Raw genomic sequence first — 16,329 nt, 5'->3', positions numbered from 1 at the left:
AACTCACGCCGCGTCGGCGTACCAGGCGGCGGTGAGGATCGGTTCGCCGGTGGCGTTGGCGGTCAAGACGTCCAGCCCATGGTCCGGCAGTTCGGCATGACGCTGGCGTGCCTGCTGCAGGATCTCGCGTGCCAGCACCGCCATCTGCGCGACGTTGCTGTGGATGCGTGCGGCAAAGGCGTCGTCGTCGAGGGTGTCGTGCAAGGCGCCGTTGAGTTCGTTGAACCAGCCGATCAGGTATTGATCGAGCAGGCGCCCATCGTCGCTGGCCAGGCCTTGTGCAGTGTTGTGCTGGCCCCAGTCGTGCAGCACACGTTGCATCGCCAGATTCATGTCGCGCGCGTAGAAAAAGTCTGCCTTCATGCGCGAGAGCAGGCTCAGGTCGGCGATGCGTCCGGAGCAGAACAGCGGCGCCAGCAGCGACCAGTAGTAGGTGTAATCCCAGATCACCTTGACCGGCATCACCTGTGCATCGCCGAACAGGGCGTACTGGTCCTGATACAGGGTCAGGGTGTTTTCGTAGAACGAAAAATACAGCTGCTGATACAGCTCGACATACGGGCTGAGCGACCTGCCGGCGCGGTCGCGGCCGATCAGTTCGCAGATGTAGGTGTTGGACATCGCGATGAAGTCGCTGCCGGGCGAATAGAACGGGTCCAGGAACAAGCCTGCTTCGCCGGTCAGCGCCCAGCGCTGCGGCGAGAACACCTGCTTGCAGCCATAGGAGAAGTTACGCAGGAACAGGAAGTCCTGCAGCCGGTAGTCGGCCTTGTCGAGTGTGGCGGCGACCTGCGGCTGATGCGTGCGCAGCCAGGTCATCGCCTTGTCGTGGGTGTTCATCGTGTCCAGCGGGTGCATCGACGCATCGCAGACGATGCCCAGCGAATGCGCACCGGACGACAGCGGAATCAGCCAGAACCAGTAGCCCGGCCCGCACATGTGGTTGGTCGAGCGCCAGCGGTCCGGCGGCGTGCAACGCTGCAGCCAGCTGCTGTCCTGCGACCAGCCATTGGGGTCGATCAGGCCTTCCACGCGCCACCACACCGCATTGGCGTCGTGCGCATTGTCCTGCGCCAGGCCGAGCTTGCGCTTGAGCAGGCCGGCGCGGCCGCTGGCATCCACCACCCAGCGGGCGCTCAGCGTGCCGGCCTCGCCGGCGCGCTCGTAGCGCACAGCGTGGTCGGCCTGGTCATCGGACAGGTCCACGCCCTTGACGCTGCAGCTGTCGACAAACGTGATGCCCTGCGCGCGGGCGCGCTCGCCGAGGAAATTTTCGAAGCGGCCGCGGTCGATCTGCCACGACGGCGTCGGCAGGATCTGGCTGACGCCCAGCTCGGTGCAGCGGTCGATATCCTCGCGCTTGTCGGAGAAGAAGAAGCGGAACCCGAACTTGCGGATCTGCTCGGTCTCCAGATGCTCGCGCAGGCCCAAGACCTCGGCGAAGTAATGCGCGCCGATCTCCACCGTGGACTCGCCCACCTTGAACGCCGCCTCGCGCACCGGGTGCGCACGGCGCTCCAGCACGGTGATCTCCAGCGCGGGATCGCGTTGGCGCAGCTGCAGGGCCAGACTCAGGCCGGCCAGGCCACCACCGGTGATAACGACATCGGCACGCTGTGCATTCATGGAGTTGGCTTGCTCTTGGTAACCGCGGGCACAGTAGCAAATTCGCCGTCAGCGTCGTCGATCAGCACCGGGTTGGCGCGCACGCGGCGGTACTCGCGCCAGATATGCCCGTAGCTCCAGGCCTGGACCACCACATGCGAGGTGATTTCCCACAGGTCGCGTACCAGGCGGAAATGGCTCTTGCGGAACGCGCCCGGCGAGGTGCCGGCGTAGCGGGTTTCGATCGGCACCGCGACCACGCGCGCGCCGGCCTGGCGTGCGGCGGAAATCAGCAGCTGCGCTTCGAACACGAAGCCTTCGCCGGGCACGTCGGGCAGGGTGAACACCGAGGCCGGATACAGGCGCTGGCCGCTCTGGCTGTCGACCAGCTGGAAGCCGCAGGCCCAGGCGATGCCCCAGTCGCCGAAATCGTTGCCGATGCGGCGGATGGTGGGCTGGGTGGCGCGCTTGCGCATGCGGGCGCCGACGATGACGCAGCCGGGGTGGCGGTTGGCCGCCGCCAACAGGCGCGGGAAATCGGCGGCCTTGTGCTGGCCGTCGCCGTCCATGGTCATCACCGCGCGCATGCCCATTCGCTGCGCCTGCGCAAACCCGCTGCGCAACGCGGCGCCCTTGCCCTTGCGCTGCGGATGCCGGATCAAGGTGATCGGCAGGCCGGCGATGCAGTCGGCAGTGCCGTCATCGGAGCCGTCGTCGATCACGATCACGTTGGAACAATAGGTCAGCGCATCGTTGACCACTTCACGGATGCGCAGCGATTCGTTCAGCGCCGGCACCAGGATCGCGGTGTCCTCGCGGGTCAGTGGCTGCCGGCTCACTGCTGGAGCTCCACGCGCAACACCCGGCCCGGGCCGGCGTACAGCGCCACGCGTTCGCCGCCAGTGGCGATCAGGTCGAACAACGGCAGCATCGGCGCCATCGCATTGGCGGCGACATGCCGCGCCAGCGGGCCGGCGCCCGGCGTCGGCGTGCCGTTGTCCAGCCACGCCCGCAACTGCGGCTTGCCGGCCTGGCCTGGCGCACCCAGCACCAGCGCGCCACCGAGCAGCCCCTGGCTGGGGGCGACCCGACCCAGCGGCCCGACCGAGCGGGCGTCGTAGCCGGCCAGCAGCACTGCGTCCATGCCGGCGGCACGTTGGACCAGCGCCTCCAGCAGGCCTTGCGCGAAGCTGCCCAGGCTGGCGCTGATCGCGGTGGCCGGGGTCATCGCCCCGGCGCCGATGGTCCAGTAGCCGGCCGCGGCGTTGTGCACCGAGTTGTGGAACTTGGTCGGCGAGATCGCCGTGGGGTCGCTGGCCAGGGTGGTGCACATGTAGTCGGAGATGGCCAGGTCGCCGTACGTGGAAGTGAAGATCGACGGCAGGCTCGCCGGCTCGCGGCCGGCGGCGGTGCAGGCGGCTAGCGCGGCCTCCAGCGAGACCGCCACCGTGTCCGGTGCGCGACGGCGCTCGTTGGCGGCCAGCAGCTGCGGCGCCGGGCGTGTTCCGGTGTCCTGCAGCGCGCCGCCGCGCACGAACGCCGCAGCGGCGTCCCAGCTCGGCAGGCCCTGGGTCCAGAAGCCGATCCCCTCGATGGTGGCAGCCAGCATCAGCGGGCCTGCCCGAACAGCAGCGAGCAGTTGTTGCCGCCAAAACCGAAGGAGTTGTTCATTGCGTAATCGATCTTGGAATGGGCATTGTCGAAACGGATCTGCGGGCCGCAGGCAGGGTCGGGCACTTCGCTGTTGAGCGTGCCCGGCAGCACGCCGTCGCGCAGCGCCAGCAGCGCGATCACCGACTCGACGATGCCGGCTGCGCCCAGGGTGTGGCCGGTCCAGGCCTTGGTCGAGCTGGCGTGCAGGGTGGCCGGGAAGATCGCCGCCACCGCGGCGGCTTCGACGCTGTCGTTGGCCGGGGTGGCAGTGCCGTGCAGGTTCAGATAGCCCACCGCGGCCGGCTCCAGGCCGGCGCGTTCGAGCGCGCCGCGCATCGCCAGCTGCGCGCCCAGGCCCTGCGGATGCGGGGCGGACATATGGTGCGCATCGCTGGATTCGCCATAGCCGTACAGCCACAGCGTTGCGTCCGGCGCAGCGGCGGTGCGTTCGAGCATGGCAAAGCCGCCGGCCTCGCCCAGGCTCAGGCCGACCCGGCGCGCATCGAACGGCTGGCACAGCTCCGGTGCCACCACCTGCAGCGAGTTGAAGCCGAACAGCACGCTGCCGCACAAGGTATCCACGCCGCCGACCAGGGCGGCATCCACCACCCCGGCATCGATCAGGCGCGCGGCCTGGGCAAACACCTTGGCGCTGGACGAACAGGCGGTGGCCACGGTCACGCTCGGGCCGCGCAGGCCGGTGGCGTGCTGCACGAAGTCGCCCAGCGAGTGCGGGGTGTGCACGATCGGGCGATCCAGGTCGTCGGGGAAGCGCGCGCCGTCGGCGTCTTCGACCAGCCGCGTGTAGGCCTCTTCGCTGGCGCCGATGCTGGAGGTGGAAGTGCCGATGATCACCGCCACGCGCTCTGCGCCGTAGCGCTGCGCGGCGGCCTGCACCGCCTCGGCCATGCCGTCCTGCTGCAGGGCCAGCCAGGCCAGGCGATTGTTGCGGCAGTCCCAGCCTTGCAGGGCCTCCGGCAGCACGACGTCTTCCACGCCGTCGACGCGGCCGATCCAGCACGCCAGCGGCTGCGGGCCGAAATCGTTGCGACGCATGCCGCTGCGGCGAGCAGCCAGGGCGGCGGCCTGGGCATCGAGCCCGGCGCCGAGCGCGGTGGTGGACGTAAAAGCGGTGACGGCGACCGGGGCCATCTGGGACGAATGCTGCGCTTGGCTCACGGTGGTCTGGCTGGCAAGAAGTGGGCTCAGTATATCGATGGCGGGTGCGCCTCCCGTCGATGGCGCAACTGAACGTGCCGGTCATGTCGCTGACGGGGCTGGAGTTTTCGCGCGTTGCCGCGCTTTCGCCATCGGCGCAATTGGGACACAATCCTGCGACACACTTGCCGATCGAGCGCGACCACGCGCGCATGCACGCCTACGTCTATAAAAGCCAACGCAAGCAGGACACCTTCGTCTATCTCGCCACGCGCGACGACTTCTCCGGTCTTCCCGCCGCCGTGCACGCGCAGCTGGCGCCGTTCGCGTTCGTGCTGGAGGTGGCGTTGACGCCGGAGCGCCGTCTGGCGCAGGCCGACGTGGCCACGGTGCGCGAAGCGCTCGCCAAGCACGGCTTCTATCTGCAACTGCCCAAGACGGTGGTGCTGGCGGGCGAGTGCGACTATGACTGAGGCCGCACGGGCCGCACGCTTGCGGGCCGCAGCGCTGGCCGGCCTGGCCGGCGTGGCGTTGTCGTTGCTGGGCGGCATCGGCGGCGGTGTCGCCGCGGTGACGCTGTGGCTGGCGCAGCCGGCGTTCGCGCTGGCGGTGTCGTGGGCGCGCGGTAGCCGCGCACTGCCCAGCCAGCCGCGTGCGGTTGCGCAGGCCTTGCCGCCGTTACTGACGATCTGGGGTGTGGGCCTGCTGGCGTTGGCCGCCCTGATCAGCTGGCCGCTGACCGCCCTGCGCGACAGCGGCAGCCTGGCCGCCGCATTGGCCTTGAGTGTGGCGGTCAGCGCCGCGTTGCTCGGGTTGTGGCGGACCTGGCCGCTGTGGGGCGAGGTCGAACGCGATGGCGGCGCCCTGGCCCCGCGCTGGCATGCGCTGGCGACGCAGGAGTTGCACGCCTGGCGCGGCCTGCTGGCCGCTGCCCTGGTGCTGGCGATGTGCACGCTGGTGGTGGCGCTGGCCTGGCCGGGCTGGTTGTCGAGCAGCCTGCGCTGGAGTCTGGCGATCGCGGCCAGCGTGCTGCTGCCCGCCGCCCACCTGCTGTTGCAACGCACCGCCGCCCCGGCGCGCAGCGATGCCCCGGCGGCCCTGCAGGCGGCCGATTTCTTTTCCGAAGCCGCCGCCGAACCGCGTCCGCTGGAGCCGGTGGCCCAGCACCAACTGGTGCCGGAGCTGTTCGAGGCCGCGCGCAGCGGACGCGTGGACCGCGCGCTGCAGTTGCTCGACGCCGGGGCCGACCCGCAGGCGATGCCGCTGCCGGAGTGGCGCGATCAACGCAGCCTGCCCGCGCTGGCCGCGGTGCTGCCGGATCTGCGCCTGCTGCGCGAGCTGATCGTGCGCCGCGTCGACGTCAACCAGCCGCACCGCGGCATGACCCCATTGCTGGCCGCCACCCGCGACAGCTGGCACGGCCGCCCGGACGCGGTGATGACGCTGCTGGCCAACGGGGCCGACCCGCGCGCCAGCGACAACGACGGCAACACGCCGCTACACCACGCGGTGCGCAGTTCCGACCCGGGCGTGGCCGCGCTGCTGCGCGATGCCGCCGCCGAGCTCGATGCGCTCAACAACGAAGGCCACTCGCCGCTGGCGATGGCCTGCCAGGTCGGCAACTGGCGGCTGGCCAAGTTCCTGCTGGAACGCGGCGCGCACTCCGAACCGGAAGGTGGCGCACCGGTGCTGCTGGCCGCGGCCGGCACCGAGGAAGACGACCCGGCCGGCGTGCAGCTGCTGCTCAAGCACAAGGCGCGCGTGGATGCGCGCGACCGCCAGCGCCGCAGCGCCCTGCACGAAGCGGCGTTGGCCGGACACGGCGACATCGTCGAGGCGCTGCTGGCAGCCGGCGCCAATCTGGAAGCGCGCGACCTGCTCGGCCGCACGCCGTGGCTGGATGCGGCGCGGCAGGCGCGCAGCGGCGTGCTCGAACGTCTGGTCGCGCGCAAGGCCGATGTGCTGGCCATCGACGGCGAGGGCCGCAATGCGGTGATGCTGGCCTGCGCCGCCGACAGCGTGTCGCCGGCGCTGATCCGGCGCCTGCTCGAGCTGCAGGTGCCGGCCGACAGCGCCGACGCGCACGGCCGTCGCGCGGTGGATGTGGCCGCCGAAGCCGGGCGCTGGGCGATCGTGCAATTGCTCGATCCCGCCTATCCCTTGCCGGCGGCGGTCAGCGACGCGCACGGCGAGAGCCCCGGCGTGGCGGTGCTGCCCGATCGCCCGCCACTGGTGCTGCTGCGCGAAGGCCTGCAGTTCGGCCAGCGCGACGGTCTGGTCGCACTGGCTCGCCTGTGCGGCCCGGAAGAACTCGGCGGCCTGCTGCACGACGCGCATCTGGCCTTGAACGCCGATGCGGTGGATTGGCTGCTGCGCCACGGGGCCGATGCCGAAGTGCGCGATGCCTGTGGCGATGTGCCGATGTTTGCGCTGCTGTCGCGGGGCGTGGAGGCGGTGCCGGCGCTGCAGGCGCTGCTGCGCCATGGCGTGTCACCGGCCGGGGCCGGCGGCCTGACGCGGCTGCTCAGCGCCTGCGTGCAGCACGATGCGGCATCGCGCGGGCTGGAACAGTTCGCGCTGGAACTGCTCGAACGCGGCGCCGACCCGTTCGCCGCGTCGGCGGCCGGCGATCCGCCGTTGTCGCTGGCGGTGCGGCTGGGCTGGCTGCGCCTGCAGCAGTGGCTGCTGGAACACGGCGTGGACCGCGAAGCGCGCGACAGCCATGGCATGACCGCGCTGCACCTGGCCACCGCGCTGGGCCGCGAGGCGTCGCTGAAATTGCTGGTCAAGCAGGGCGCCTCGCCGGAAGCGCGCGCTGCCGACGGGCAGACCCCGCTGGGCGTGGCGCTGTCGATCGGCCGCCGCGACCTGGCCGACTGGCTGGACTGGCGCATCTGGTCGCTGCCGCAGCGCAGCCTGCGCGAGGCGGACGTACCGGCCGCCGCGATGGTCGGCGACACCGATGCGGTGCGCCGGCTGATCGATCTCGGCCTGCCGGTCGATGCGATCGATGCCCAGGGCTGCACCGCGCTGCTGCGTGCCGCCGGTGGCGGCCATCTGGGCGTGGTGGCGCATTTGCTCGGTCGCGGCGCCGACCCGCAACGCGCGGCCAATAGCGGCGCCACGCCGTTGTCGGCGGCGGTGAGCATGCGTCAGACCGAGATCGTGGCCGCGCTGCTGCAGGCCGGCGCGCAGATCGAGCACCGCCTGCCCGGCGGCGTCACCGTGCTGATGCTGGCCTGCGCGCTGGGCCTGCCGGATATCGTGGCGCGCCTGCTCACCGCGGCGGCCGATGTGCAGGCCAACGACGATCAAGGCCTGGCGCCGCTGCATTGCGCCGCGCTGTACGGCTTCACCGCGCGCGACAAGAGCCGCCTGCTGGCCTTGCTGGATACCTTGCTGCTGGCCGGTGCCGACCCGGACTACCTGGCCGGCGGCCGGGTCAGCCCCTTGCTGCTGGTGCTGGGGGCGCGCGCCGAGCCGGGCACCGCCTGCGACGAGCAGGTGGTGCTGGCCGGCGTGGAACGCCTGCTCGACGAAGACGTCTCGCTGGACGTGGCCGATCAACGCGGTTTCGGCCCGTTGCACCTGGCCGCACTGCACGGCCTGCCGCTGCTGGTGCAGCGCCTGCTGCGTGCCGGCGCCGATGCCGACCGCCGCGACGCGCTCAACCGCACCCCGCGCGAGATCGCGATCATGCGCGGCTTCATCGATGTGGCCGGCCAGTTCGAACCCGCCTTGCCGGGGGTGTCCTCGATGGCGCGCTTCCTGCGCGAAGGCCGCTGAGCCAGCGCGGCGGCGCACCGCTGCGGGTGCTGTTCGTGTGCAGCCGCAACCGCCTGCGCAGTCCCACTGCCGAGCGCGTGTTCGCCGACTGGCCGGGCGTGCAGACGCAATCGGCCGGGCTGGCCGCCGATGCGGAGGTACAGCTCACCCCGGAGCTGTTGCACGAAGCGCAACTGGTGCTGGTGATGGAGCGTCGCCATCTGCAGTTGCTGCGCAAACGCTTCGCCGCGCATCTGCGCCATTGCCGGGTGATCTGCCTGCAGATTCCCGACGACTACGCGTATATGGATCCGGCACTGATCCGTCGCCTGGAACACACGGTGCCACCGTTGCTGCGTCTGCCGGCGCAGTCGTAACCTGATCCCGACACTGCGCATGCAAAACTTGGCGCTCCCTCGCACGAAGGAAGCGCCTCTACGATGAGCGTGCGTATCGAGGACCACGCCATGCTGGGCAATTGCCACAGCGCGGCCCTGGTCGACCACCGCGGCACCATCGACTGGCTGTGTCTGCCACGTTTCGATTCCGATGCGTTTTTCGCATCCCTGCTGGGCGATGAGCAGCATGGGCAATGGGCGTTGTCGCCGGCCGGCGGCTTTCGCAGCGAGCGTGCCTACGAAGACGACAGCCTGGTGTTGTGCACGCGCATGCACACCGACACCGGCACGGTGGAACTGGTCGACTTCATGGTCGCCAGCGATGAAGGCGACGGCCACCAGCACCTGGTGCGGATCGTGCGTTGCGTGCAGGGCCAGGTGCCGATGCACATGCGCCTGACCTTCCGCTTCAACTATGGCCGCACCGTGCCATGGGTGACGCGCATCGACGGTGGCATCCGCGCCATTGCCGGCCCCGACCAGCTGGCGCTGCGCTCGCCGCAGGCGCTGCACGGCGAGGACATGGGCACCGAAACCGACTTCACGCTGCGGCAGGGCGAGAGCACCTGGTTTCTGCTCAGCCACGGCCTGTCGCATCAGCCCACGCCGACGGCGATCGATCCGGAACAGGCGCTGCAACGCACGACCGCGTTCTGGCATGGCTGGGCGCGGCGCTGCACCGATGTCGGCCCCTGGACCGCGCAGGTGCGCCGCTCGCTGGTGGTGCTGAAAGGGCTCAGCTATCTGCCCACCGGCGGCATCGTCGCCGCGCCGACTGCCTCGCTGCCCGAGCATCTGGGCGGAAGCCGCAACTGGGATTACCGCTACTGCTGGCTGCGCGATTCGGTGTTCACCCTGATCGCCTTGCTGCAGGCCGGCTATCGCGACGAAGCAGAAGCTTTTCGCGACTGGGTGCAACGCGCCATCGCCGGTTCGCCGGATCAGTTGCAGGCGCTCTACGGCATTGCCGGCGAGCGCCGCCTGCAGGAGTGGGAAGCGCAATGGCTGCCCGGCTATGAAAATTCCGGCCCGGTGCGTATCGGCAACGGCGCGGTGGACCAGTTCCAGCTCGACGTCTACGGCGAGTTGATCGGCGCGTTCCATTACGCGCGCGAAAAGGGCGTGGCGCCGCCGTCCGATGACGATGGCTCGTCGGCATCGTTGCTGGAAAAGGTGCTGGAAACGCTGGAAACGCTGTGGCGCCTGCCCGACGAAGGCATCTGGGAAATCCGCGACGAGCGCCGTCATTTCGTGCATTCCAAGGTGATGGCCTGGCTGGCATTCGACTGCGGCGCGCGCGATGGCATCACCAACGCCGATGCGGTCAAGCGCGCGCACTGGGGCCGCATCGCCGACGACATCCGCGCCGAAGTGCTGGAAAAAGGCGTACACCCGGACGGGCACTTCGTGCAGAGCTACGGCTCCGATCGTCTGGATGCGGCGTTGTTGCTGATCCCGATCGTGGGGTTCCTGCCGGCCGATGATCCGCGCATCGCCGCGACCGCCGATGCGATCACACGCGATCTGACCATCGATGGATTGGTCGAACGCTATCGCGCCGACGACAGCGCCGACGGCTTGCCGGCCGGCGAGGGCACCTTTCTTGCCTGCAGCTTCTGGCTGGTGGAAAACTACGCCCTGCTCGGGCGCACCGAGCAGGCACGCGTGCTGCTCGAACGTCTGCTCGGGCTGTGCAACGACGTGGGCCTGCTCGCCGAAGAGTACGACCCGCGCAGCAAACGCATGCTTGGCAACTTCCCGCAAGGGTATTCCCACGTGGCTCTGGTCAATGCGGCATTGCGCCTGCACGGACGCATGGGCAAAGAGGAAACACATCCATGAACGAACAAGCCACCACCCCGCCGTGCATCATCGTGGTGTTCGGTGCACGCGGCGATCTGACCAAGCGCCTGGTGATGCCGGCGCTGTACAACCTGCGCCGCTCCGGCGCACTGGGCGAGCAGTTCGCCATTGTCGGCATGGATCACGGCGATATCAGCGAGCGTTCGTGGCGCACGACGATGGGCCAGTCGATGACCGAGCTGCTCAGCAGCCGCGACGCCGAATTCCAGACCGACGAATTCGACACCGATACCTGGGAGTGGCTGCGCGAGCGCATGCATTACCTGCGCGGGGATTTCACCGACCTGGGCGCCTATCAAACCCTGGGTGGCGCGCTGGAGAAGCTGCACAAGCGCTATGGCACCCAGGGCAACGTGCTGTTTTACCTGGCCACCGCCGCGCGCTTCTTCGAGCCGGTATTGCTCAACCTGGGCGAAGCCGGGCTGGTCAAGCAACGTGAGGGCGAGGGCTGGCGTCGGGTGATCGTGGAAAAACCCTTCGGCCACGACCTGCCCAGCGCCGTCGCGCTCAACGCCACCGTCGCCAAGGTCTTGCACGAGGACCAGGTGTTCCGCATCGACCATTTCCTCGGCAAGGAAACCGTGCAGAACATCCTGGCATTCCGTTTCGCCAATGGCCTGTTCGAGCCGGTGTGGAACCGCGACCGCATCGACCATGTGCAGATCACCGCCGCCGAAACCATCGGCGTGGAAGGGCGCGGGCGTTTTTACGATCCCACCGGTTGCCTGCGCGACATGGTGCCCAATCACCTGTTCCAGTTGCTGGCGATGATTGCGATGGAACCGCCGGCTGCATTCACCACCGAAGCGATGCATCGCCGCCGCGCCGAGGTGATCGAAGCGGTGCGCCCGATCAAGCCCGAAGACGTGGTGCGCGGCCAGTACGCCTCCGGTGCGGTCAACCGCAGCGCCGTACCCGGCTATCGCGAAGAAGACACGGTGCCGGACGATTCGGAAACCGAAACCTACGTGGCGATGAAGCTGCAGGTCGACACCTGGCGCTGGGCCGGCGTGCCGTTCTACCTGCGCACCGGCAAGCGTCTGCGCGAGCGCACCACCGAGATCGCGATCCGCTTCAAGCCCGCGCCGCTGGCGCCGTTCCGCAGCACCGAAGTGGGCGGCTACGGCCCCGACTGGCTGGTGCTGCACATCCAGCCCGACGAAGGCATCTCGCTGCAGTTCGACGTCAAACGTCCCGGCGCGCAGGTCAGCCTGGCACCGGTGCGCATGGACTTCCGCTACCGCGACTGGTTCCCCAAGGAATACACGGTGGGCTACGAGCGCCTGCTGCAGGACTGCATGAACGGCGAGGCCGGCCTGTTCCAGGATGCGGCGATGGTGGAAGGAGCCTGGCGCATCGTGCAACCGATCCTGGATGCCTGGAAGCAACCGCCCAGCGATTTTCCCAATTACGCCGCCGGCAGCGCCGGACCCTCGGCTGCCGACGCCTTGCTGGCGATGAACGGCGGACACGCCTGGCGCGCGCTCACCCCCGGCCGCAAGCCACCGCCGCGCCGCGCACCGGAAGCGCGCAGCAGCGCTGCAACGCCGATCAAGAAAGCCACCGGGAAGACGGTCAAGAAGGCTACCAAGGCGCCGGCCAGGAAGATCACCAAGGCGGCAGCCGAAAAGGTCACCAAGGCGCCAGCCAAACGCGCATCTGCGGCTGCAACAAGACCATCGCAGGATGCGGCTACGTCGCCGGGCAGTGCGGCAAAGAAAGCCGCGGGCAAACGCGCAACCGGCAAGGGCGCAAAGACCGCCGGCAAAACCGCGGCAGGCAAGAGCGCAGCGAAGAAGTCGGCCAGCAAGCCCGCAGTGCGCACACCGCGCCGCTGACGGAGGCAGCCGCCGCAGCTCCACGTAAGAGCGTGCCTGCGCGCGACGGGCTTTATCGGTAACGCCCGGTCGCGCGCAGGCACGCTCCTACGAAGGGCGAAGTGATTGTGGGTGGTTGGTGGGGGCTCGCCATCACATTGGCGTATGACTTGTACGCAATCGGCCGCTCGCGTGCAGGTCGTCGCCGAAGCAACGACGGCGCCGTTACCGTTGACGAACGATGCACCACATCCACGTAGGAGCGTGCCTGCGCGCGACGGGGCTTTACCGATAACGCCTCGTCGCGCGCAGGCACGCTCCTACGAAGGGCTCAGCGATCCTGCGTGGTGGGCGCGGGTTCGCCGTCCACATCGGCCTTGACGTCGGCTTCGAACAGATGCATCAGGTCCGCGCGTGCATCGCGCGAGGTCTGGATCACCTTGGCTTCGTCGTCATAGACCAGGTGCTGGCGATGCAGCAACTCTTCGTCGTGCTGGCGGAACCGCTCGACGTGATCCCTGGCAACCGCCTCGCCCAGTCCGAGCGAGGTCAGCACGCGTTCGCTCAGTTCCAGGCTGGAGGCGAATACCTCGCGGAACGGTTCGGCGCCCAGGTCCATCAGTTTCCAGGCGTGCTGGCGATTGCGTGCACGTGCCAGCACCGTGGCCTGCGGGTACAGGCGACGGATCAACCGCACCGCCTTGATATTGGTTTCCGGGTCGTCCACCGCGATCACGAACACCTTGATGCGGTCGGCACCGGCGGCGCGCAGCAGTTCCGGGCGGGTGGGGTCGCCGTAGTACAGCTGGCTGCCGAAGCGGCGCAAATCCTCCACGGTGTCCGGGTTGTGTTCCAGCGCCACGAACGGCACATGCCGCGCGGTGAGCAGGCGCGCGACGACCTGACCGAAGCGGCCCATGCCGGCGACCAGCACCTTAGGCGTTTGCGCATCGATGGTGTCGAACGGGCGATCGGACTTTGGCGCATGCAGCCGCAGCGGCCCGTTGAGGATGCGCTGCATGCCGAGCAGCAACAGCGGCGTCAGCGCCATCGACACGCCGACAATGGCCACCAGGCGGTCGTGATTGGCGCGCTCCAGCAAGCCGACGCGATCGGCCTCGTTGAACACCACAAAGGCGAACTCGCCGCCCAGCCACAACACACTGCCCAGCATCAGGCTGCTGCGCAGCGGCAGTCTGGCCACGCTGCCGATCCCGACCAGCAGCGAGAACTTCACCACCAGCAGGATCGCCACGCCGCTGGCGATCAGCCACGGCTCGGCGACCACCCGGTTCAGATCGATGCCCATGCCGACCGAGATGAAGAACAGCCCCAGCAGCAATCCTTCGAACGGCTCGATCTGCGATTCGAGCTCATGGCGGAATTCCGAATCGGCCAGCAGCACGCCGGCGATGAAGGCGCCCAGGCTGGCGCTCAACCCGGCTTCCTGCATGATCCAGGCGGTGCCCAGCACCACCAGCAAGGCGCTGGCGGTGAACACTTCCGGCATGCGCGTGCGCGCCACCATGTTGAACAGATAGCGCAGCACGAAGCGTCCGCACAGGATCACCAGCGCCAGTGCCGCGACCGCCTTGGCCACGTCCGGCCACGCCAGCGTGGCGTTCTTGCTGCCGCCGAGCAGCGGAATCGCCGCCAGCAACGGGATGGCGATCAGATCCTGGAACAGCAGGATGGCGAACGCCAGGCGCCCGTAGTCGCTATTGAGCGCCTTGCGCTCGGCCAGCAGCTGCAGGCCCACCGCGGTGGACGACAACGCCAGCGCCACGCCGACGATCAACGCGCTTTTCCAGCCCAGGTTGCCGAGCATCAGCAGGCCACCCAGGATCAGCGTGGTCACCACCACCTGGGTGGCGCCGGCGCCGAACACCGAATGACGCATCACCTTCAGGCGGGCCGGCGACAGTTCCAGGCCGATCACGAACAGCAGCATCACCACGCCGATTTCGGCCGCGCCGCTGATGCGCTCGGCATCCTGCACCACGCCCACGCCATCGGGCCCGAGCACCACACCGGCGACCAGATAGGCCAACACCGCGCCCAGGCCGAAGCGCTTGAACACCGGTACCGCCACGATGGCGGCCAGCATCAGCACCAGAGCCAGTTCCAGACCACCGCTATGCATGCACGTTCTCCGTTGAGGTTCGCATTATGCCGCCCGCGGTCGGCTGCTGGCCTGGATCGGCGTGCGCTGCGTGCAACGGTGTGGATTGGCGGTGTGCTCTGGTTCGGTGATGCGAGCCGGCAGCACCACATCGCGGGCAGCAATGCGCCACGTCGTCCGCATGACTGAGCCGCATGTCGCCACGTCGTTCCACATCGCACGCGTGCACGCAGCCGCCGTTGCAGGCGATGACCCACGGTCCTGGTCGGTCGCGCACGGCCGGTCGTCGGGTGCGATGCAGTCGCTTGTCGACATGACAGGCCCTGCGTTGTGGCGTCCGCCTGGACGCCCGCTGAGCATGGCCTGCGCAGGGCATTGACCAAGCGGGCGCAGGCGCGCAGACTGCGCCGCGCTGCCGCCCGGATCACCGGCCGGTACGCACCCTTCGGAGCCCTTACTCATGTCCAGCGACAGTCACCCTAGACCCGGGTCGATGACCCAGCTGGCGCGCGCCTGAGGCTCAGGTTCGCTGGCTGTCATCGACGACGGTCGTCACCAGGCGAACCACCATGTACAACGAAACCCTGCGCCTTGCCCAAGGCGTCGATGCCTTGATCGCACCCATCGCCGACTTCAACACGGCCGATGCGGTGGAATACCTCAACACCCTCGACCGCGACGAGGCCGCACAGGTGCTGGCCGCGCTGCCGCAGCCGCGTGCGGTGAAATTGCTCGAACAGCCCGAGCTGCACGCCGCCAGCGCGCTGGTCGCGCTGCTGCCGGCCGAGCAGGCCGCATCCCTGCTCGGGCAGATGGCCGACGACCGCGCCACCGACATCTTCCACGGCCTGGATGCCGACCAGCGCGCGCCACTGCTGTGGTTGCTCAGTGCCGAGGCGCGGCTGTCGATCCAGGCGTTGATGCGCTACCCGCCCAATACCGCCGGCGCGCTGATGACCACCGAGTTCGTGGCGGTGCCGGCCGACTGGACGGTGGGCCGCACCCTGCAGCACATCCGCGAGGTGGAGCGCAGCCGCGAGACGGTCTATGCGATCTATCTGCTCGATCCGCACAGCCGCGTGCTGACCCAGGTGGTCACCATGCGCCGGCTGATCACCGGCGCGCCGGATGCGCCGATCCTGGAGGTGGCACAGGTCAACCCGCCGGTCACGGTGGGCCCGGCGCTGGACCAGGAAGAAGTCGCCCGGCTGATCCGCCGCCACGACCTGCTGGCGATCCCGGTGGTGGATGCGCACGGCCATGTACTGGGCATCGTCACCGTGGACGATGTGCTGGACGCATTGATCGCCGAATCCACCGAGGACGTGCACAAGTTCGGCGGCATGGAGGCGCTGGACAAGCCCTACATGCAGATCGGCTTCGGCCAGATGATCAAGAAGCGCGCCGGTTGGCTGAGCGTGCTGTTCCTGGGCGAAATGCTCACCGCCAGCGCGATGCAGCACTTCGAGGACGAGCTGTCCAAGGCGGTGGTGCTGACCCTGTTCATTCCGCTGATCATGAGCTCGGGCGGCAACTCCGGCTCGCAGGCCACCTCGCTGCTGATCCGCTCGCTGGCACTGCGCGAACTGCGCCTGGGCGACTGGTGGAAGGTGGCCCTGCGCGAACTGCCGACCGGGCTCACCCTGGGCGCCATCCTGGGCATCCTGGCGATCGTGCGCATCACCCTCTGGCAGACCGCCGGCCTATACGACTACGGCCCGCACTGGCAGATGGTGGCGCTGACCATCGGCGCGGCGCTGATCGGCATCGTCACCTTCGGCTCGCTGTCCGGCTCGATGCTGCCGTTCGTGCTGCAACGGCTCGGCTTCGACCCGGCCAGCGCCTCGGCGCCGTTCGTGGCCACGCTGGTGGATGTCACCGGGCTGGTGATCTATTTCAGCATTGCCGCCGCAATCCTCAGCGGCACCTTGTTGTAGCGCGGCGGGGG

11 protein-coding genes are annotated in these 16,329 nt (G+C 68.9%); 6 read left to right on the top strand and 5 right to left on the bottom strand.

Annotated features, from left to right (window positions below):
- Positions 1-3: 3 nt before the first annotated feature.
- Genes XARJCFBP2528_RS19490 through XARJCFBP2528_RS19475 form a run of 4 tightly spaced genes read right to left on the bottom strand, consistent with a single transcriptional unit; the run spans position 4 to position 4,410 of the window.
- Entirely contained in the window at positions 4-1,626 is a 1,623-nt protein-coding gene (locus XARJCFBP2528_RS19490) for an NAD(P)/FAD-dependent oxidoreductase (protein ID WP_016902841.1), read from the bottom strand.
- A complete protein-coding gene (locus XARJCFBP2528_RS19485; protein WP_016902842.1) occupies positions 1,623-2,444 on the bottom strand; it encodes a glycosyltransferase family 2 protein in 822 nt (273 codons plus the stop codon). Before XARJCFBP2528_RS19485 ends, XARJCFBP2528_RS19490 begins: the two co-directional genes overlap by 4 nt.
- The gene (locus XARJCFBP2528_RS19480; RefSeq protein ID WP_016902843.1) at positions 2,441-3,214 is read right to left on the bottom strand and encodes a beta-ketoacyl synthase chain length factor; all 774 of its coding nucleotides are present in this window, start codon (positions 3,212-3,214) and stop codon (positions 2,441-2,443) included. The genes XARJCFBP2528_RS19485 and XARJCFBP2528_RS19480 overlap by 4 nt, the downstream gene beginning before the upstream one ends.
- Positions 3,214-4,410, bottom strand: a complete 1,197-nt coding sequence (locus XARJCFBP2528_RS19475; RefSeq protein WP_016902844.1) for a beta-ketoacyl-[acyl-carrier-protein] synthase family protein — start codon at positions 4,408-4,410, stop codon at positions 3,214-3,216. Before XARJCFBP2528_RS19475 ends, XARJCFBP2528_RS19480 begins: the two co-directional genes overlap by 1 nt.
- 218 nt (positions 4,411-4,628) lie before the next feature.
- Between XARJCFBP2528_RS19475 and XARJCFBP2528_RS19470 the strand changes: the two genes are divergently transcribed.
- The 5 genes from XARJCFBP2528_RS19470 to zwf all read left to right on the top strand — a co-directional run bounded on the left by XARJCFBP2528_RS19470 (position 4,629) and on the right by zwf (position 12,280).
- Complete coding sequence (locus XARJCFBP2528_RS19470; RefSeq protein ID WP_026064404.1) at positions 4,629-4,889, top strand: YcgL domain-containing protein; 261 nt, start codon at positions 4,629-4,631, stop codon at positions 4,887-4,889.
- A complete protein-coding gene (locus XARJCFBP2528_RS19465) occupies positions 4,882-8,202 on the top strand; it encodes an ankyrin repeat domain-containing protein (protein ID WP_016902846.1) in 3,321 nt (1,106 codons plus the stop codon). The genes XARJCFBP2528_RS19470 and XARJCFBP2528_RS19465 overlap by 8 nt, the downstream gene beginning before the upstream one ends.
- A gap of 26 nt (positions 8,203-8,228) precedes the next feature.
- Complete coding sequence (locus XARJCFBP2528_RS19460; RefSeq protein ID WP_016902847.1) at positions 8,229-8,558, top strand: low molecular weight protein tyrosine phosphatase family protein; 330 nt, start codon at positions 8,229-8,231, stop codon at positions 8,556-8,558.
- Positions 8,559-8,621: 63 nt separating this feature from the next.
- Entirely contained in the window at positions 8,622-10,421 is a 1,800-nt protein-coding gene (locus XARJCFBP2528_RS19455; RefSeq protein WP_016902848.1) for a glycoside hydrolase family 15 protein, read from the top strand.
- Positions 10,418-12,280: a glucose-6-phosphate dehydrogenase gene (zwf, locus tag XARJCFBP2528_RS19450; RefSeq protein ID WP_016902849.1), complete on the top strand. Its 1,863-nt coding sequence runs from the start codon at positions 10,418-10,420 to the stop codon at positions 12,278-12,280. Before XARJCFBP2528_RS19455 ends, zwf begins: the two co-directional genes overlap by 4 nt.
- Positions 12,281-12,590: 310 nt before the next feature.
- Here zwf and XARJCFBP2528_RS19445 read toward each other — a convergent pair whose 3' ends face one another.
- The gene (locus XARJCFBP2528_RS19445) at positions 12,591-14,402 is read right to left on the bottom strand and encodes a monovalent cation:proton antiporter-2 (CPA2) family protein (protein ID WP_016902850.1); all 1,812 of its coding nucleotides are present in this window, start codon (positions 14,400-14,402) and stop codon (positions 12,591-12,593) included.
- A gap of 548 nt (positions 14,403-14,950) precedes the next feature.
- Here XARJCFBP2528_RS19445 and mgtE point away from each other — a divergent pair.
- Positions 14,951-16,318: a magnesium transporter gene (gene mgtE, locus XARJCFBP2528_RS19440; RefSeq protein WP_016904365.1), complete on the top strand. Its 1,368-nt coding sequence runs from the start codon at positions 14,951-14,953 to the stop codon at positions 16,316-16,318.
- Positions 16,319-16,329: the final 11 nt, after the last annotated feature.

The sequence above is a fragment of the Xanthomonas arboricola pv. juglandis genome (assembly GCF_001013475.1).
Lineage (GTDB): Bacteria > Pseudomonadota > Gammaproteobacteria > Xanthomonadales > Xanthomonadaceae > Xanthomonas > Xanthomonas arboricola.
This window is presented reverse-complemented; position numbering and strand designations above follow the sequence as displayed.